Below are 17,763 nucleotides of genomic sequence, written 5' to 3' on the forward strand. Positions count from 1 at the left end.
GCGGAGCGGTCAGGCGACCGCGTCGGCGGTCGCCTCGCCGCGGACGACTACGAGAAACGTGTCCGTAGCCAGGTCCATGACGACCTCGGCGGCCAGCCCCTCCAGGCGCCGCGCATGCGCGAACTCCTCGGCCGGCCACGATCCCCGCGGCCCGCCCGCGGGAAAGCGTTCGAGCACTGTTCGCCCGTTCACCATCCTGCACCTCCAGAAAGCGTTGTACTTGTAGGAGTTAACGCCTTCCAGGGGCTGAACGCCTCGCTCAGTTGCCGGACTGAGACGTAGTTGACACTCGTTCACCGCGGAGTGTGAGGATCCGGTCACTTAGTGAAGATCCTCGCCATGCATCGACTACTTTCTGTTTCATTCCTCGTACTTGTCGTAACGCCTGATTGCATACGACACGGGGAGCTCGACCAGGCCGCGGGCGCGCAGGGAGCGGCGCCACCGCGGGTTCTCGTCCGCGAGGGTGAGGTCCGGGAAACGCTCCAGGAGAGCGGCGACGGCGATCTCCGTCTCGGCGCGGGCGAGCGGTGCGCCCAGGCAGTAGTGGATGCCGTGGCCGAGGGCGAGGTGACCGGAGGTGTCGCGGGCCAGGTCGAGTCGGTCGGGGTCGGGGAAGCGGGCGGGGTCGCGGTCGGCGGCGGACGGGGACACCCAGACCGTCTCGCCGGCGGGGATCGTGACCCCGCCGATGGTCATGTCCGCCACGGGGAAGCGCCGGATGGCGAGCAGTGCGGGGCCCTCGTAGCGCAGGAACTCCTGCACTGCGGCGGGGAGGCGGGTCAGGCCCTCGCGCAGGGCGGTCAGTTGGTCGGGGTGCCGCAGCAGGGCGAGGACGGCGTTGCCGATGAGCTGCACCGTGTTCTCGTAGCCGGCGAAGAGGATGAGGAAGGCGAGGGACATCAGCTCGTCCTCGCTGAGCCGGTCGCCCTCGTCGCGCACGGCGATCAGATCGGAGAGCAGGTCGTCGGCGGGCTCGTCGCGCTTGTCCGCCAGGAGCCGGGTGAAGTAGCCGAGCATCGCCACCACCGCCTCCTTCGCGGCCTCGGGCCCTGCGTCCGGAGCCGGGGCGACGAGGGTGTCGGTCCAGACCCGGAAGTCGAGGCGGTGCTGCTCCGGGATGCCGAGCAGATCGCAGATGACGGTGATCGGCAGCGGCGCGGCATAGGCGGCGATCAGGTCTGCGGTGCCCTGCGGGCCGAGCGCGTCGAGGAGCCGGTCGGCGGTGCGGCGGATCGGCGTACGGAGCTGCTCGACGCGCCGCGCGGTGAAGGCGCGGCCGACCAGGCGACGGACGCGGGTGTGGTCGGGCGGGTCCATGTTGAGCAGGTTGGCGTCGAGCGCCGGCGGCAGCGAGAACCCCTTGTAGGTCCCGGCGGTGGCGTGCCGTTTGTCCAGCGAGAGCCGCGGGTCGGCGAGGGCGGCGCGCACGTCGTCGTAGCGGGTGACGAGCCAGGCGGGGGTGCCGTCCGGCCCGGCGATGCGGTGCACGGGCGCGGTCTCGCGCAGCCGCCGGTAGACGTCGTAGGGATGGTCGAGGAGGCCGTCGGCGGGGTCCATGGGAGCAGCGTAGGGCGCGGCCGGCTCACGGATTGGGGGCCGACTGCGTTATCCCCTGGGCGAGCTGACCGACGACGTGGAAGACGCCCTGGCCGAAGGTGGTCGGGGCGATCAGCACGCCGAAGGTCAGGGCGAGAAACACGGTCAGCCATGCGTCGGAACGGGTGCGGGCCAGCGGCTTGCGCCGTGCCCGCAGGAAGATGACGACAGCGAGCAGCACCGCCACATCGATCGTGAGCTCCACCGGCCGGCCTCCCGTGAGATGAGTGTCCCGTACGTCCCGGCCTTCCTGTGTAGCGTGAAACCACTTGGCGTGACTGTTCGATCACCCCTGGTTGGCGGCAAAGCGCTTCTCCTGGGCCGATTTTCAGGTCTTGTAATCCTGGATCCGGCGGCCATGGCCGCGGTCGAGCAGTGCGGGCAGCCGCTCCCCCAACTCCCGTACGACCGCCGGGACATCGAGGGTGAGCAGCTCCCGGTCACGCATCAGTACCCGCCCGTCGACGATGGTCGTCCGCACGTCGGAGGAGCGGGCGCTGTGCACGAGGGTGGCGGCGAGGTCGTGGACCGGCTGGGTGTGCGGGCCGGTGAGGTCGACGAGGACGATGTCCGCGCGCCGGCCGGGGGCGAGGGTGCCGAGGGTGTGACCGAGGCCGACCGCCCGGGCGCTCTGCAGGGTTGCGTGATGGAGGGCCTGACGGGCTGTCAGCCAGCGTGGGTCGCCGGTGGTCTGCTTCTGGATGAGGGCGGTGAGCGCCATCGACTCCCACACGTCGAGGGAGTTGTTGGAGGCGGCGCCGTCCGTGGCCAGGCCGACGGGGACCCCGAGGTCGTACAGGGCGCGGATCGGGGTGGTGGTGGGCCAGGCGAACTTGAGGTAGCCGCGGGGCGCGGTGGCGACGGCCACGCGGCCGGTGGCGCCTTGGAGCACGGGCAGGTCGCGCTCGGTGATGCCGGTTCCGTGGGCGATGAGGACGTCGGTGTCGAGGATGCCGGTGCGCTCGAGGACCTCGATGGGGGTGACGCCGTGGCGTTCGAGGCTGACGTCGGTCTGGTCGCGGTTCTCGGCGGCGTGGATGTGGACCGGCAGGCCGTGTGCGCGGGCGAGTTCGGCGGTGGCGGTGAGATCCGCGTCGTCCACGGTGTACGGCGCGTGCGGGGCGAGCGCGGTGGTGATGCGGCCGCCGGCGCCACCCCGGTGCCGTAGCGCGAACTCCAGGGATTTCTCCCGGCCTTGGGGACCCTGGGAGGAGAAGTACGCCTCCCCCAGATGGGCCCGGATCCCGCACTCCTCGACCACGGCGGCGACCGCGTCCATGGCGAAGTAGTGGTCCGCGAAGCAGGTGCCGCCGCCGCGGATCATCTCGGCGCAGGCGAGCCGCGCCCCCAGCTCCACGTCCTTCTCGGTGAGGTTGGACTCGACGGGCCAGACGACGTCGTTGAACCACTCCTCGGTGGGCAGGTCCTCGGCGACACCGCGCAGCGCGACCATCGGCGCGTGGGTGTGGCAGTTGATCAGGCCGGGCATGGCCACCTGGCCGCGCCCGTCGATGCGCTCGGCCGCGGCGAGGTGCTCGACCGCGGAGGCGGCCGTCACCGCCTCGACGACCCCGTCCCGTACGACGACGGCGGCGTCCTCCTCGAACCCGACCCGCTCCTGGTCGTCGTGCACGAGGACGGTGCAGCCGGTGATGACGAGGTCGGCGGGAGAATCGGTCATCCCGCCAACGTACGACGCCGTCGTCGGCCGGCGTGAGCCGATCCGCGCATCCGGTCCCGCCCGGTCGCGGAATCGGCCGGTCTCGGGGACCCTGTCCTCACCACAGCTCGCCGCACGGCTTCTGGAAGGGGCCCGGCATGCTCCTCGGCACCTGGAACCTGGAGAACCTCTACCGGCCCGGCGGCCCCTTCGGGCCCAAGGACAAGGCCGCCTACGAGACGAAGCTCGCCTCGCTCGCCGCCGTGATCACGGAGCTCGACCCCGCGCTGCTCGGCGTGCAGGAGGTCGGCGAGCCGGAGGCCCTTGACGACCTGGTCGGCATGCTGGACGGCGACTGGCATGTCGCGCTGTCCGGGCATCCCGACGGCCGGGGCATCCGGGTCGGCTTCCTCAGCCGTACGGCGGTGGAGGTGGTCGCCGACACGAACGCCTTCCCGGCCAAGCTGCGGCCCGTGCAGGAGGACGACTCCGGTGCGCAGGTGTCGGCGGCGGGGCGCGGCTTCCTGGCCGTCGAGGTCGCGACGGACTTCGGCCCGCTGCGGGTGGCCGTGGCCCACCTCAAGTCGAAGCTGCTCACCTATCCGGGGAACCGTTTCTTCCCCCATGACGAGGGCGAGCGGGCCCGCTACGGCGCCTATGCCCTCTACCGGCGCGCCGCCGAGGCGGCGACGCTGCGGGCGCTGGCCGACACCCTCCTGGCCGGGGACGGACGCGAGCGGGACGTCGCCGTGCTGGGCGACCTGAACGACGAGGTGCAGGCCGCGACCACGCAGATCCTGCTCGGCCCGCCCGGCTCCGAGATCGGCACACCGGGCTACGACCATCCCGACCAGGGCGATGCGCAACGGCTGTGGGACGTGGCCCCGCTGATCCCCGCCGAGCAGCGCTACTCCCGCATCAACTCCGGGCGCCGCGAACTGATCGACCACATCCTGGTCAGCCACCGCCTGGTCCTGCGGGTGACGGCGGCGGGAACGGGCCTGCCGGGCGACGGGACGCTGCGGCTGCCGTCGGTCGGGCCGGATCCTGCGGACCGAAGGGGAAGGCCCGGGTCGGACCATGCGCCGGTGTGGGTGCGGGTGGGGCAGTGATCCGTGAGGGAGATGCGCGGCAGCGTGTTCACCCCGCACTCACCCGGATCTTCGACTGCCCGTGCGGAAGTTCCTCCCAGTCGTCCATGAACCGCGCCCGCAGCCCGTGCTTCTCGGCCAGGGCGAGGAGCGTTTCGGTGCGGTAGTAGAAGTCCTCCCGCAGCACCTGGTGCTCCTCCCCCTCCGTGCGGTCGAAGGTGAAGTCGAACCAACCGCCCGGTGCGAGCACCCGCCCGACGTGGGCCAGGCACTCCTCGATGACGGGAAGCGGGGAGTGCGAGAAGACGCTGTGCGCGTGTACGACGTCGAAGTGGGCGTCGGGCAGGAAACGCAGCGTCAGATCACGTACCGGGGTGAGGGTGGGCAGCCGCTTCTCCAGTCCCATCTCCACGACCGTGTCCTGCGCGGCGACGAGGATGTCCGGCGAGATGTCGATGCCGTAGTAGTGCCCTGGCTCCAGATGGCGGATGAACCGCCAGCCGCCGCGCAGATTGCCGCAGCCGATCTCCAGCATGCGGTGCTCGGGCCGCAGTCCGTGGCCGAGGAGATAGTCGAACTGCATCGCGCCGAGCGCCAGCCAGCGCTCGCGGCTGCGGCTGCCGACGGCCGCGTCCGGGGCGGCCCGGGTGTCGGAGCGCATCACGGCGCGGTAGTAGGAGATGTGGTCGGGGTGGCGGTGGCTGAGCCACAGGTCCCGGGCGGCGCGGGCGAGATGGCGGGGCACGCGGCCCGGGTGGCGCAGGGCGTAGGTGATGCGGTGGGTGAGGGCGGCGCGGTTGGCGGTGAGGTTCCTGGCGGGCATGGGCCGTTGCCTTTCCGAGGTGATGGTGCGGGGCTGATGCAAGCCTCGGGGCGGTGGCGCGGCGTCCGGCTCGGTCGAGAGGCGCTGCTCGGCGGGCGGTTCGGGCGATCGCGATGTCAGCCGATCGGTTGATGCGATCCACGGTCGGCCGCGTTAGACACGGAGCATGGAGAACACCACCGAAGCGGACGAGCGGCGGCTGAACGCGGTCGTGCATGCCGCGTTCTTTCTGCTGCTGTGCTCGTCGTTCGTCCGCCATCTCTCCCGCGACCAGGGCGGTGCGGGGGCCGGATGGGTGGTGACGGCGCTGTTCGCGGCCTTCGGGATGCTCTACGTGTTCGGCCGCTTGGTCGCCCCGCCCCCGCGCGCCGGAACCCCGCCCGCCACTCGCCACCTCACTTGGCTGGCTTCGGTGTCCGCGGTCTGGGTCGCGCTGCTGGCTCTCGCCCCGAGTGCCACGTGGTGTGCGATGCCGCTGCTGTTCGCCGGCCTGTACGCGCTGCCGCCACGGATCGCCGTGCCGCTGGCCGCCGTACTCACCACGCTGGTCGTGATCTCCGAAGTGCGTGTGGCGCAGGGCCCGTTGAACCCCAACATGGTGGTGGCGCCGGTCGCCGTGGCCGCGGTCGCGACCGCCCTCTTCGTCCATCTGCAGCGCCAGGCGAACCGGCAGCGCGTCCTGATCGACGACCTGGTCCGGACCCGCCGAGAGCTGGCGGCGACCGAACGCCGGGCGGGCGTGCTGGCGGAACGGCAACGCCTGTCGACGGAGATCCACGACACCCTGGCGCAGGGCCTGTCCAGCCAGCAGATGCTGTTGCAGGCCGCGGAGCGCGTGTGGGAAACGGACCCGGACGCGGCCGGCGCACACCTCCGCAAGGCGGCCGGAATCACCTCCCGCAGCCTCGCCGAGGCCCGCCGTTTCGTCCACGACCTCGCCCCGGCCGACCTCATGGAGCCGTCGCTGCCCGCGGCGCTGAGCGCGCTCGCCGAGCGGGAGAGCGGCCCCGGCCTGACGGTCGAGTTCCGGCTCGACGGCGCCCCGGGCCGGCTCCCCGAGCGGGTGGAGGCCGCCCTTCTGCGCATCGCCCAGGGCGCCCTGGCCAACGTGCGGGAACACGCGGCAGCGACCCGGGCCGCGCTGACGCTGACCTGCCTGGACGATCAGATCTCGCTGGATGTGGCGGACAACGGGCGCGGGTTCGACACGACCGCGTCCCCCGCGGCGCCGGACCGGACACGCGGCCACGGTCTGCCGGCCATGCGCATCCGGGCCCGCCAGTCGGGCGGCACCCTCACCGTGGAGTCGACGCCGGGCGAGGGCACGGTCGTGTCGGCCGCCGTCCCGTTGGCCGTGACGGAGGCGGTCTCTTGAGCGCCCCCGTCAGCGTCCTCCTCTGCGACGACCACGTGGTGGTACGGGCCGGTCTGCGCGCGCTGCTGTCGAGCGCCGACGGCATCGAGGTGGTCGGCGAGGCGGGCAGTGGGGAGGAGGCACTCGCCATGGCGGCACGCCTGCACCCCGATGTCGTCCTGATGGACCTCCAGCTCGGCGCGGGCATGGACGGAGTGACGGCCACCAGGCTGCTGACCGCTGAAGGGGCCACACGGGTGCTGGTGTTGACCATGTTCGACACCGACGTCGACATCACCCGCGCCATCGAGGCGGGCGCCACGGGGTACCTGCTGAAGGCGGAACGCCCGGAGGAGCTCTTCGCGGCGATCCGCAGCGCCGCCTTTGGCCGTACGACTCTGTCGGCGCCGGTGGCCGACCGTCTCCTGGCCCAGATGCGCAGCCCGCGCCCCACCCTCTCGGCCCGCGAACAGGACATCCTCGGCCAGCTGGCCCGCGGCCTGGGCAACCGGGAGATCGCCCGGGCCCTGTTCATCAGCGAGGCGACGGTGAAGACCCATCTGGGCCGGATCTACGGCAAGTTGGGGGTGGATACGCGGGCGGGGGCGGTGGCGGTGGCGCAGGAGCGGCGGCTGCTGCCGTGAAGGCCGGGGGCGGCGCGGGTGCTATACGGCGAGGGGCAGCTCGGGCAGGCGCAGGCCCGTCCGTTCGCGTCTTTTTTCGAACTGCCCGAGCAGCTCGGAGAGTTGCTCGCGGTGGCGGGCGGACAGACGTCCCGAGTCGTCGAGCTGCACGGCACAGGCGGTGGTCGTGTCGACGAGCCGTTCGAGGACGGCGACGACCTCGTCCGCGCCCTCCGAATGCCGGGCGAGTGCGGGGAGTTCGGCGGCGGCGAGGGCGATGGTGGTGTGGGCCTCGGAGAGTGTGCGGTAGGCCTCGCGGCGGAGGGTCCAGCGGGTGGCCCGGGAGTCGGGGCCGGCCATCGGGTCGCGGGCCTCACGCAGAACGTGGGCGAGGTAGGCGTGCGCGGCGCTGCCCGCCGCGACGAGCCGGGCCCGCACCGTCCCGCCCCGCTGCCCCGGCATCGGCAGATGCCCGACGATGAGGACGATCGCGCAGGCCAGCAGGGTCTCACCGATCCGGCCGGCGGAGGCCTGCGGCTCCCCGCCGACCATCACCAGGGCGAGCACGAGCACGGTGACGACGGCGGTCTGTGCGGCGAAGTGCCGGGTGGCGACCGGGATGAGGGCCCCGCTGACGGCCACGAGCGCGATGAGCCCTTCGGGCCGCGGCAGTACGGCGGCGAACCCGGCGAAGACCAGAGCCCCGAGCACCGTCCCGGCCGCCCGGCACAGCACCCGCGAGACGAGCGGCCCGAGGTCGGGCTTGACGAGGAAGACGGCGGTGGCGGGCAGCCAGTACCAGTGCGTGTGCTGCCCGTACCAGCGGGCGTGGTGCAGGGCCTGCGCCACGGCCGCGCCGGCCCCGAAGCACAGGGCGACCCGCAGCCCGTACTCCCGCCCACCGGCCCCGAAGGCGATACGGAAGAGGTCCTTGGCGGTACGCCGCCGGGTGTGCAGGTCGCCCCCTTCCCCCTGGTCGAAGGCGTCGGCGGCATGGAGCAGGGCGTCGTCGAGGGCGCGCAGGGCGGGAGCCGAGCGGTGGGGTGCGGGCAGCGGCCCGGTGTGCGTGTTCTCCCGTACGGCGGCCGCGAGCCGCCGTGGCCCTTCGGACGCCCGTCCGGGGACGGCCTCCCCGGCCCACGCGAGGGCGGTCGCGGCCTCGGCGAGCGGGAGGGCCGCGGCGTACTGCGCGTGCAGCCGCCGCTCCGCGGAGGAGGAGGCGTAACGCCGCAGCCGAGGGCCGGTGAGGGCGTCCTGCGCATGGTCGAGGGCCGCGGTCAGCGCGGCCCGGCGCGCGATGCCGTTCTCGGTCCCGGCCGCCTCGAGCAGATCGGCGACGGCGTCGTACACGGCCGCCACGGCATCCCGCTCCCCGTCGAACCGGAAGTCACCGGCGGTGGCACCGGGGGTGGGGAGCAGCAGTCGCAGGGCGAGCAGCCATCCGGCGCCCGCGAGAAAGGCCAGGGCGCGCAGCCACCCGGCCTCCGGGACCGGCATCCCGGCCCCGATGGCGGAGGCGACGAGCACCTGCGTCCCGGCACCGGAGGCGACGGGCCCGATGGCGCTGATGCCTCCGGCGAGCAGCCCGACGCCGGTGAGCAGGAGGGTGAGCGCGACCGCTCCGGCACGCTCGCCTGCGTACGTCCCGACGAGCATCCCACCGGCCCCCGCGAGCGCGGGCACCCCGAGCCGCTTGACGGAGACGCGCCGGCTGCCGGGCCGGTCGTTGATCCCGGCGAGCATGGCGGCGATGGCGGCGACGACACCGAGGGAGGTGCGGCCGAGGAGGACGGCGGCGAGGAGGAGCGGCCCGGCGGCGAGAGCACCGCGCACGACGGCGCTCCAGGGGATGGGCCCGCGCTGGGCGCGGAGGGCGTGGGCGAGCCACGGCGGCAGCGCGGGGTGACGGGTTTCAGAGCCGGTGCGGGACACGGGGGCTGGGCTCCTGTACGGACGAGGGCGGGGTGTGCCTTCGGGCGACGGTGGCCGAGTTGCGGGGTGTGGTGCCCACGGTAGATCGCGTTCCTGGAGCGAACGGGACCATTGTGTTTCCGGGGTGTGACGGTTGGTCGGGAGGGCGCGTTCTTTATGAACGCAATTCCCTGACGGACGCAGGCGGACCGGCGGGTGCCGACCGGTCTCACGCGAAGGCGGACGAGAAGAGGGTCTCCGCGTCATCGATCACCCGCACCAACGCCTCGGGATCCGAGGCCAGTTGCCCGAGTACCGCGTCGATTTCCCGCAGCCCGGCCCGCTCCAGCAACCGCTTCTCATTCGTCACCCACTCCCCTCGCGCCGCCAGCACCGCGTGTCCGGCCTGTACGGCGGCCGTGGCGACGGCTCCGGCGACCTCGGTGAGGCGGCCCTTGGGGGCGTGGTTGGCCTTCGCATAGGCGAGCGTGACGTGGGCGGAGCCGCGCCAGCGCTCGGCGGCGGAGACCCGCAGTTTCTCCGGATACCCGGCCGGCCGGGGCGCCTCGCCCCGGAGCACCCGATTGACCGCCAGTTCGGCGACGACCAGATAACTCGGAATCCCGGCGAGATGGAACATCAACGACTCCACCCGGAACCGCCCTTCCCCGGCCTCCGCCAACTCGTGCTCGACGACGTCGAGATCGCGGTAGTGGACGTCCACGCGCCGCCCGTCGATCGTCAGCCAGGCACCTCCGTTGAAGACACCGCCACCCCATCCCCCGACTTCGGAGATCTCACCCTCCCAGCCGACGGCGCGCAGGTCGGCGGGGTCGAAACGCCCCCGGTAGTAGACGGCCAGGTCCCAGTCGCTGTCGGGCCGGTGCGTGCCCTGAGCGCGGGAACCGCCGAGGGCGACGGCCCGGACAGCGGGGAGGACGGCGAGGCGGTCGGCGACGGTGTCGAGGAATTCCTGGTCGTCTCTGCTCATCTCCACCATGTCGGCCATCCTGCCAGGCGTGACCGACACCACCTCATCGACGAAGGCAGCGCTCGCAGCGCCTACGGCACGCTCACCCTGTACGACGACGACCGCCCTCGAGGGGAACAGCATGCACACCGAAGACGGACAGGCACTGGCGCAGTTGGAGCAGGCTCTGGAGCCCTCCGCGCCCATCCCGCCGGGTGACAACTGGGCCGCGGCCCCCGATCTGCTGCTGTACCTCGTGGAACAGATACGGGCGCGGCGCCCCGCACTCGTCGTCGAACTGGGCAGCGGCACCTCGACGTTGTGGCTTGCGACGGCCCTGCGCACCTTCGGCATACCGGGCCGTGTGGTGAGCCTCGAACACGATCCCGGCTATCACGAACAGACCACGCAGGGACTCGACCGCCTGGATCTCGGTGACTTCGCCGAGGTGCGGCTCGCTCCGCTGGAGCGGTTCACCATCCAGGGTGAGACCTGGTCCTGGTACGCCGAAGCGGCCTGGCGCGACCTGAAGGGCTGCGGCCTGCTGTTCGTGGACGGCCCACCCGGATGGTCCGCGCCGCTCGCCCGCTACCCGGCCGTCCCCCTGCTCGCCGGCGCCCTCACCCCCGGAGCCGCAGTCCTGCTCGACGACCACGATCGCGCCGACGAGCAGGCCATAGCCGCCCGCTGGCACCGGCAGCACCCCACCTGGTCCCTCGAACACCTCCCGCACCGGAAGGGCACGGCGGTACTGCACGTCCCGGACACGGAACCGAGTTGAGAGCTCGAAGAAATGGTTTGAGCGAGGCCGAGCCCCGCTGTTACTTTCCTGGCGGACCGTGAAGTCGTCGTATGGAGGTGAGACCCGTGAACACAGTTACCCATGGGTGCTCCCTCAACCCGTCACGGTCCGGCGGCTGACGTTCGGTGTCGCCAGGAGCGCCTGAGATCGAGGCACTCCTGGAGGGAGACTCCGATGAACACGAAGCCTTGCACATCCGGCCTGGACGGGAGCGCGGTGGTGATCACGCGCGTCGCGGACAGCCAATGGCATGCACTGGATGACGACCTGGTGGTCGGCCGCGGGCATGCGCAGCACCGTCCCGACGGACGTCTGTTCGTCAGCATCGACGCCTGGCACGAGGCCACCTTCGACCGGCTCGCCGAGGCGATGCTCGCGGAACTTCCGGCGCCGCTGTACACGGTGGTCGACGAGGCCGACGTGGAGCAGACGGCCGGCTGGCGGCGGGCCGGTTTCACGGTCCATCGTCGCGAGTGGGAGTACGTTGTACCGACCGACCCGCAGGTCACAGGGCTCGAAGCGGTCGTGCCGCCCTCGGGCGTGACGATCGTGCCCGCCGGTCGGGCGGACGAGGGCCTGCTGCGGGCGGTGGACCGCGCGATCCGTGCCGAGGTCGAGGCGACCGTCGGATGGCAGTCGATGCCCGCCGAGGTCGTGCCCCGCCCGGTTGACGACACCATCGTCGACCCGTCGAAGTACGCGGTGGCCGCGGCGCCGGACCGCTACCTGGGTCTGGTCCGGGTGGTGACGGTGATCCGGCCGCGCATCGGGCTGGTCGCGGTCCGGGCCGGCGAACAGCGCCGCGGCATCGCAAGGGCGTTGCTGGCCCACGCGCTGGGGGCGCTGCACCGCTCCGGGTTCGCCACGGCCTGGACCGAGGTCCAGGAGTCCAACCGAGCGGCCACGGCGCTGTTCGAGGGCATCGGCGCCCGGCCGGCGAGCAGCAACCTGGAGCTGGTGCGATGACGAGGAACAAGAACGTCATCGAAGTCGAGGGCAAGGTCGTCGAGTGTCTGCGCAGCGCCATGTTCACCGTGGAGCTCGAGAACGGCCACCAGGTGCTCGCGCACATCAGCGGGAAGATCCGCAAGAACTACATCAAGATCATGCTGGAGGACCGGGTGCTGGTGGAACTCCCCCCGTACGACCTGACGCGGGGCCGGATCGTGTTCCGGTACCGGAACTAGCGGCGGCCGGCGCCTTCCGCGCCGGCTGATCCCGGGCCCCGGTCACGGCGTTTCCCTGTGACGGGGGCCCGAGCTACGCCCGGAGGGAAATTCGGATGCGCTCCCGGCGGCCGGACCGGACCATCGGTGAGTTGTTTCTCGCCCACTCCGGGAGCCGCCCCATGGTCCGCCGTGTCACCGTGCCGTCCCTCTTCCCGCCGCCCCTCTACTCCCACGCCTCCGTCGTCGAGGCCGGCGCCAGGCTGGCCTTCCTCGCCGGCTCCGTTCCCCTCGACGCCGAGGGGAGGCTGGTCGGCGAGGGCGACCCGGTACGGCAGGCCGGACAGGTGCTGGCGAATCTGGAGGAGCAACTGCACGCCGTCGGCAGCGATTTCGCGCATGTCGTGGCCACGGACGTGTATGTCGTCAGCAGTGAGACCGCCGTGCTCTCGGCCGTCTGGGACGTCGTCGAAGCGTCCGGGCTCAGTGCCGGGCCGCACTCATCCACCCTGATCGGCGTGGCGTGTCTGGGGTACACGGGGCAGCTGGTGGAGATTACAGCCACCGCCGTGGTTCCCGAGGTTTCCCACGTTTCGTAAGGGGTCGCATGTTGATCGAGCATCGCGGGCGGCGTCCCGTCGTCCCCGATTCCGCGTACGTCGCCCCGACGGCCGTCCTGTGCGGTGCCGTGACCCTCGGGGAGCGGGCCAGGGTGCTGCACGGTGCCGTGCTCACCGCCGAGGACGGGGAGGTCCGCGTCGGCTCGGACGTCGTCGTCATGGAGAACGCGCTGGTGCGCGGCCGGGCCGGGCACCCCGCCTTCATCGGTGACGCCGTGCTCCTCGGACCGCACGCCCATGTCAACGGCGCGACCATCGAGGACGAGGTGTTCGTCGCCACCGGGGCCTCCGTCTTCCCGGGTGCCGTGGCGGGCACCGGCTCCGAGTTGCGGATCAACAGCGTGCTGCACGTCAACTCGGTGCTGCCGCCCGGCACCGTCGTGCCCATCGGCTGGATCGCGGCCGGGACGCCCACCGCTCGGCTCTTCGCGCCCGGCGAGCACGACGAGCTATGGGCCGTGCAGCAGGAGCTGGACTTCCCCGGCACGCTCTACGGCGTCCCGCGCGGCACCTCCCTGCGGGACATCATGGCGCGCCAGGTCGACTACTACGGCGCCCATCACCACGACCTCACCCTCGACGACTGACGGGATCCGCGCTTGTCTTTCGAACCCTCTGCCATCACCCTCCGCCGAGCCGCCCCGGGCCCCGATGCCGCCGCCGCGGCCGATGTCTGGCTGACCTCCTTCGCCGCGGCCCTGCCCACGGTCGTCAGCCCCCGCTCCGCCGACGACGTGCGCAACTACTTCCGGGACGTCGTCGTGCCCCTGCGCGAGACCTGGGTCGCGGACGCCGGGGCCGGGGGCGGCGTCGTCGGCGTGATGGTGCTGCACGACGACGAGGTCTCCCAGCTGTATCTGCGTCCCGACTGGCGCGGGTGCGGCATCGGTGACCGTTTCGTCGCGCTCGCCAAGGAGCGCAGTCCCGGCGGGCTCAGCCTGTGGACCTTCCAGGTCAACAAGCCGGCCCACCGGTTCTACGAGCGGCACGGCTTCGTCGCCGTCGAGTACACGGACGGCAGCGGGAACGAGGAGCAGGAGCCGGACGTGCGGTACGTGTGGCGCCCCTGAACGTCCCTGGAGGCCACGGCGACGGTTTCAGGGCTTGCCGGGCCCGTGGTCCCGGTAGGCCCAGGCCGCCGCCTGTGCGGCCAGCCCCACCACGTCCACTTCCCCGGTGTCACCGTCCAGGTGCCGGTACTCCACCGCCGTGAGGATCACGATCCGTTCCCGCAGGCCCAGGTGGTCGTGGAAGCCGGAGGCGAGGATGTCGGCGGCGGCCTCGCCCGCGGGGACGCCGGCCGCGTGCCGGGCGTGGACGAGGGCTTCCAGCTCCCGCAGGTAGGTGACGTGGCCGCGGACGTCCTCGACGCTCATCACCGGCCCGTGTCCGGGAATCACCACCTCCGGCCCCAGGGCCAGGATCGTCTCGCAGGCCGTGGCGACCCGGGCGAGCGGGCCGTCCCAGTGGACGGGGTGGTCGCCGGCGAACAGGACGTCCCCCGCACACACGACCCGCTGTCCGGGCAGGTGGACTATGAGGTCACCGGCCGAGTGCGCGGGGCCCACCTCGATGAGTTCGGCCTCGATCTCTCCCACGGTCAGGGCGTACCGGCCGGAGAAGGTGGTGGTGGGCGCGACGGCCTCCACGCCCTCGTACGCATAGCGGCCGAAGTGCTCGCGCGCGTACCAGCCCAGCGGCTGGTCGGCGGGGGTCTGACGGGTGAGGAAGTGCATCTGCTGCGGGGAGGGTTCGCGGCAGAGGTGCTCCGCGCTCGCCTTCGTGGCGATGATCTCGGCGCCCGGGAAGCAGCCGTTGCCGAAGGTGTGGTCGCCATTGACGTGCGTGTTGACGATCGTCGTCACGGCTGCCGCGCCCGCGGGCAGGACCGGGCGGGCGGCGGCGAGCAGGGCCTCGGTCATCGGCCGGTCGTAGGGGGTGTCGACCAGGGCCGCCTGCTCGCCGGAGGTGATGAGCAGGCAGTTCGCGAAGCCCCAGGTGCCCGCGTGGCCCGGGGACCACAGGTGGAGTCCGTCGGCCACCCGGGGGAGTTCGTCAGGAAGGTTCATGGCGCTCATTGTCGGGGACGGTGATCGCGAGCCGGGTCGGCGGGCGCGCCCCACGTCCGCCTCTTCGGCACCGGCTTCGCGTAACTCCCCGCCCGGCTGGTCGTCAGGTCCAACGCCACCAGCGACTCCGCCAGTTTGACGGCCGCCCCGACCCCGTCCACCACCGGCAGTCCGAGCTTCTCCCCCACCAGCCGCTGCAGTCCGGTCATCCCGGCGCACCCGAGCACCAGGACCTCGGCCCCGGCCTCCCGCGCCCGTTCGGCAGCCGTCAGGAAAGCGGCCTCCGTGCGGTCCGCGTCGCCCAGGTCGAGGACTCCGAGGCCGGTCCCGACGACGGCGGCGCAGTTGCGCCCGACCCCCGCCAACTCCAGGCTGTCCTCGATCTGGCCGCACGACCGCTCCAACGTCGTCACGACCCCGTACCGGCGCCCGAGCAGGCAGGCCAGATGGGCCGCGGCCTCCGTGATGTCGACGACCGGTACGTCCACCAACTCCCGTACACCTTCCCGCCCGTGCTCCCCGAAGCCGGCCATCACCACGGCGTCGTACGGGCCCTCGTACCTGCGCAGCAGATCGATGACGGCGGTGGCCGACAGGTAGCTGTCGAGCCAGCCCTCCGCCGACTCCGGGCCCCACGCGGGGGTCAGACCGAGCACGGTGGTGCCCGGGCCTGCGGCGGCCCGGGCACCTCGTACGATCTCCTCGGTCATCTCCTGCGTGGTGTTGCAGTTGGTGACGACGATCCGCACGCTCGTCAGACCTCCACGGCAGCCGGTTCGCCGGCACGCTCGGACCGGCAGATCACCAGGTACAGGCCGGCGCCCAGGGCCGTACCGATGAACCAGGAGTACGGGGCGACGTCGCTGAAGGTCTTCACCAGGGCGAGCACCGCCGCGACCGCCGCCGAGGGCAGGAACGCCCACAGGGCCTTGGGGTTGATGCCCTTGCGGTAGTAGTAGCGGGAGCCGGGGCGGGCGTCGAAGAGCTCGTCCACGTTCACGCGCCCGCGCTTGACCAGGTAGTAGTCGACCATGATCACGCCGAACAGCGGGCCGAGGAAGGCACCGAGGCCGCCGAGGAAGTAGTTGACGACCGTGGGGTTGGAGAAGAGGTTCCACGGGGTCACGACCAGGGCCGCCACCGTGCTGATCATGCCGCCGAGCTTGAAGGTGATCTTCTGCGGCCAGACATTGGCCAGGTCGTACGCCGGTGAGACGAAGTTGGCGACGATGTTGACGCCCATGGTGGCGACGGCGAAGGTGAACGCGGCGACGACCAGCACCCAGGTGTTGCCCACCTTCGCCACCAGCTCCGCGGGGTCCGTGATGGCCTGGCCGAACACCTTCAGCGAGCCGGCCGTGACGATCACCGAGACGACCACGAAGGCCGTCGAGTTGATGGGCAGGCCCCAGAAGTTGCCGCGGCGGACCGTCCTGTAGTCCGGTGCGAAGCGGGAGAAGTCGCAGAAGTTGAGCATCAGGGTGCCGTAGGTGGCGAGGATCAGGCCGATCGCGCCGAACCACTGCCGCCACTGCTCACCGGCCGAGACCGGGTGCGGGGTGGAGGTGAGCGAGATGCTCCAGTCCGCCTTCGACAGGACCCAGACCGCCAGCGCGATCATGACGAGCCAGATCGCCGGGCCGCAGAAGTCCTGGAACTTGCGCACGGACTCCATGCCCTGACTGATGATCAGCGCCTGGATCAGCCACAGCGACAGGAACGACACCCAGCCGAGCGCGTTGAGCCCCAGGAAGGAGTGGTGCGTCCAGGACTCCAGACCCGGCCAGGCGGCCAGCAGCATCACATTGACGGCGACGGAGGCGAGGTAGGTCTGGATGCCGTACCACATGATGGCGATCACGGCCCGGATGAGGGCCGGGATGTTGGCGCCCCAGACACCGAAGCTGATGCGGCTGACGACCGGGAAGGGCACGCCGTGGCGCTGGCCGATCCTCCCCATCCAGTTCATGCCGACGTAGATGAGGACGAAGCCGACGAGCAGGGACGTGAAGACCTGCCACACGTTCATTCCGAGGACCAGCAGTCCGGCGGCGAAGGTGTAGTTGCCGAGGTTGTGGACGTCGGACATCCACATGGCGAAGAGGTCGAAGACCTTCCAGTTCCGCTTCTCGGCGGGTGCGAGGTCTTCGTTGGTGAGCCGGGGATCGGGGACGAACGCTGGTGCGCCGGTGGCTTCGGCGCGGTCGGCGAGGGACACGGGGCCTCCATGGGACGGGAGCGGAGGGCGAAGACGGCAGCCGTTTGGTATACCAAACTGCCGACATCGTCCCGCCGTCAAGCATTCCGTCCGATGTCGCCATTGTTAACGCTCGGTAAAACAGCCCCGGTGTCGGAGAAGATGACTTCATGAGCTCCACGACGACGAAGATCGAACCCCTGGGCGCGGTCCGCGAGCGGGTCCTGGCGAGCCTGCGGCAGGAGATCATCGCGGGCAGCCTCCGCCCCGGTGACCGGCTGGTCGAGCGGGAGCTGGCCGACCGTTTCGGGGTCTCCCGGGTGCCGGTCCGCGAGGCGATCCGCGCGCTGGTCGCCGAGGGGTTCGTGCACTTCGAGACGCCGCGCCGCACGGTCGTACGCCGTCTCGCCCCGCACGACGTGCAGGAGCTGTTCGAACTGCGCGAGGCCCTGGAGGTCTACGCCGCCGGGCTCGCCGCGGCCCGCGCGACACCGCAGGACCTGGCCGAGGTCCAGGAGCTGCTCGAACTCGCGGCCACCGCGACCGAGGCGGAGGACGCGGAAGCGATCACGGACGTCAACAGCCGTCTGCACGACCGCATCGTGGCGATGGCCGGCAACAGCCTGCTGACCGAGGCCCTGGAGCCGGTCGCCGGGCGACTGCGGTGGATGACCCGGCGGAACGAGGAGTGGCCCCAACTCCTCGTGGAACACCGCGAGTTGTACGAGGCGATCGCCTCCGGCGACCCCGACCGCGCCCGCGCGCACGCCCTCGCCCACGTACGGACCAACTACCGCTCCACGGTGCGGCATCTGTTCGGCGAGGCCGAGGTGCCCGACTGACCTCGCCCTGAAAAACGGGCGGCACCTCCATGGCCG

General features: G+C 71.7%; 20 protein-coding genes. 10 read left to right on the top strand and 10 right to left on the bottom strand.

Annotation, left to right across the window (positions count from 1 at the left end; all coding sequences use genetic code 11):
* Nucleotides 1-9: 9 nt before the first annotated feature.
* The 4 genes from ABT254_RS15990 to ABT254_RS16005 all read right to left on the bottom strand — a co-directional run bounded on the left by ABT254_RS15990 (nucleotide 10) and on the right by ABT254_RS16005 (nucleotide 3,280).
* A complete protein-coding gene (locus ABT254_RS15990; protein WP_351469433.1) occupies nucleotides 10-195 on the bottom strand; it encodes a DUF8839 family protein in 186 nt (61 codons plus the stop codon).
* A gap of 165 nt (nucleotides 196-360) precedes the next feature.
* Nucleotides 361-1,560: a cytochrome P450 family protein gene (locus ABT254_RS15995; RefSeq protein WP_351469436.1), complete on the bottom strand. Its 1,200-nt coding sequence runs from the start codon at nucleotides 1,558-1,560 to the stop codon at nucleotides 361-363.
* A gap of 25 nt (nucleotides 1,561-1,585) precedes the next feature.
* On the bottom strand, nucleotides 1,586-1,804 hold the full coding sequence (locus tag ABT254_RS16000) for a hypothetical protein (protein WP_351469439.1): 219 nt from the start codon (nucleotides 1,802-1,804) through the stop codon (nucleotides 1,586-1,588).
* A 123-nt stretch (nucleotides 1,805-1,927) separates the two neighbouring features.
* Nucleotides 1,928-3,280: an amidohydrolase gene (locus ABT254_RS16005; protein ID WP_351469442.1), complete on the bottom strand. Its 1,353-nt coding sequence runs from the start codon at nucleotides 3,278-3,280 to the stop codon at nucleotides 1,928-1,930.
* Between the two features lie 137 nt (nucleotides 3,281-3,417).
* On the opposite strand from ABT254_RS16005, the gene ABT254_RS16010 reads away from it, so the two are divergent.
* On the top strand, nucleotides 3,418-4,371 hold the full coding sequence (locus tag ABT254_RS16010; protein ID WP_351469445.1) for an endonuclease/exonuclease/phosphatase family protein: 954 nt from the start codon (nucleotides 3,418-3,420) through the stop codon (nucleotides 4,369-4,371).
* Nucleotides 4,372-4,399: 28 nt separating this feature from the next.
* On the opposite strand, the gene ABT254_RS16015 is transcribed toward ABT254_RS16010, so the two are convergent.
* Nucleotides 4,400-5,173 carry a class I SAM-dependent methyltransferase gene (locus ABT254_RS16015; RefSeq protein ID WP_351469448.1) on the bottom strand — a complete coding sequence of 258 codons (774 nt, stop codon included), beginning with the start codon at nucleotides 5,171-5,173 and terminating at the stop codon, nucleotides 4,400-4,402.
* A gap of 166 nt (nucleotides 5,174-5,339) precedes the next feature.
* Between ABT254_RS16015 and ABT254_RS16020 the strand changes: the two genes are divergently transcribed.
* The gene (locus ABT254_RS16020) at nucleotides 5,340-6,548 is read left to right on the top strand and encodes a sensor histidine kinase (protein WP_351469451.1); all 1,209 of its coding nucleotides are present in this window, start codon (nucleotides 5,340-5,342) and stop codon (nucleotides 6,546-6,548) included.
* On the top strand, nucleotides 6,545-7,171 hold the full coding sequence (locus tag ABT254_RS16025) for a response regulator (protein ID WP_351469454.1): 627 nt from the start codon (nucleotides 6,545-6,547) through the stop codon (nucleotides 7,169-7,171). Before ABT254_RS16020 ends, ABT254_RS16025 begins: the two co-directional genes overlap by 4 nt.
* A 21-nt stretch (nucleotides 7,172-7,192) precedes the next feature.
* Here ABT254_RS16025 and ABT254_RS16030 read toward each other — a convergent pair whose 3' ends face one another.
* Together ABT254_RS16030 and ABT254_RS16035 are read right to left on the bottom strand one after the other, a co-directional pair.
* Nucleotides 7,193-9,082 carry an FUSC family protein gene (locus tag ABT254_RS16030; RefSeq protein ID WP_351469457.1) on the bottom strand — a complete coding sequence of 630 codons (1,890 nt, stop codon included), beginning with the start codon at nucleotides 9,080-9,082 and terminating at the stop codon, nucleotides 7,193-7,195.
* A 208-nt stretch (nucleotides 9,083-9,290) separates the two neighbouring features.
* Entirely contained in the window at nucleotides 9,291-10,052 is a 762-nt protein-coding gene (locus ABT254_RS16035; protein ID WP_450750471.1) for a nucleotidyltransferase domain-containing protein, read from the bottom strand.
* Between the two features lie 121 nt (nucleotides 10,053-10,173).
* On the opposite strand from ABT254_RS16035, the gene ABT254_RS16040 reads away from it, so the two are divergent.
* The 6 genes from ABT254_RS16040 (at nucleotide 10,174) to ABT254_RS16065 (ending at nucleotide 13,689) form a co-directional block, all read left to right on the top strand.
* Nucleotides 10,174-10,812 (top strand): class I SAM-dependent methyltransferase, encoded by a 639-nt coding sequence (locus ABT254_RS16040; RefSeq protein WP_351469466.1) that lies wholly within the window; start codon nucleotides 10,174-10,176, stop codon nucleotides 10,810-10,812.
* Between the two features lie 195 nt (nucleotides 10,813-11,007).
* Complete coding sequence (locus ABT254_RS16045; protein WP_351469469.1) at nucleotides 11,008-11,799, top strand: GNAT family N-acetyltransferase; 792 nt, start codon at nucleotides 11,008-11,010, stop codon at nucleotides 11,797-11,799.
* Nucleotides 11,796-12,020 (top strand): translation initiation factor IF-1, encoded by a 225-nt coding sequence (gene infA / locus ABT254_RS16050; protein WP_007386266.1) that lies wholly within the window; start codon nucleotides 11,796-11,798, stop codon nucleotides 12,018-12,020. Before ABT254_RS16045 ends, infA begins: the two co-directional genes overlap by 4 nt.
* A 161-nt stretch (nucleotides 12,021-12,181) precedes the next feature.
* Nucleotides 12,182-12,598 carry a RidA family protein gene (locus ABT254_RS16055; protein WP_351470157.1) on the top strand — a complete coding sequence of 139 codons (417 nt, stop codon included), beginning with the start codon at nucleotides 12,182-12,184 and terminating at the stop codon, nucleotides 12,596-12,598.
* Between the two features lie 8 nt (nucleotides 12,599-12,606).
* A complete protein-coding gene (locus ABT254_RS16060; protein WP_351469473.1) occupies nucleotides 12,607-13,206 on the top strand; it encodes a gamma carbonic anhydrase family protein in 600 nt (199 codons plus the stop codon).
* 12 nt (nucleotides 13,207-13,218) lie between these two features.
* Nucleotides 13,219-13,689: a GNAT family N-acetyltransferase gene (locus ABT254_RS16065; protein WP_351469476.1), complete on the top strand. Its 471-nt coding sequence runs from the start codon at nucleotides 13,219-13,221 to the stop codon at nucleotides 13,687-13,689.
* Between the two features lie 27 nt (nucleotides 13,690-13,716).
* Here the strand turns inward: ABT254_RS16065 and ABT254_RS16070 are convergent, their stop codons facing one another.
* From ABT254_RS16070 to ABT254_RS16080, 3 genes are read right to left on the bottom strand one after another with little or no spacing between them, the layout of a single operon-like run.
* On the bottom strand, nucleotides 13,717-14,688 hold the full coding sequence (locus ABT254_RS16070) for an MBL fold metallo-hydrolase (RefSeq protein WP_351469479.1): 972 nt from the start codon (nucleotides 14,686-14,688) through the stop codon (nucleotides 13,717-13,719).
* A gap of 5 nt (nucleotides 14,689-14,693) precedes the next feature.
* Nucleotides 14,694-15,437: an aspartate/glutamate racemase family protein gene (locus ABT254_RS16075; RefSeq protein WP_351469482.1), complete on the bottom strand. Its 744-nt coding sequence runs from the start codon at nucleotides 15,435-15,437 to the stop codon at nucleotides 14,694-14,696.
* Between the two features lie 5 nt (nucleotides 15,438-15,442).
* Entirely contained in the window at nucleotides 15,443-16,906 is a 1,464-nt protein-coding gene (locus ABT254_RS16080; RefSeq protein ID WP_351469485.1) for an NCS1 family nucleobase:cation symporter-1, read from the bottom strand.
* 149 nt (nucleotides 16,907-17,055) lie between these two features.
* On the opposite strand from ABT254_RS16080, the gene ABT254_RS16085 reads away from it, so the two are divergent.
* The gene (locus ABT254_RS16085) at nucleotides 17,056-17,727 is read left to right on the top strand and encodes a GntR family transcriptional regulator (RefSeq protein ID WP_351469488.1); all 672 of its coding nucleotides are present in this window, start codon (nucleotides 17,056-17,058) and stop codon (nucleotides 17,725-17,727) included.
* The last annotated feature ends 36 nt before the right edge of the window (nucleotides 17,728-17,763 follow it).

The organism is Streptomyces sp. NPDC001137 (assembly GCF_040298885.1).
Lineage (GTDB): Bacteria > Actinomycetota > Actinomycetes > Streptomycetales > Streptomycetaceae > Streptomyces.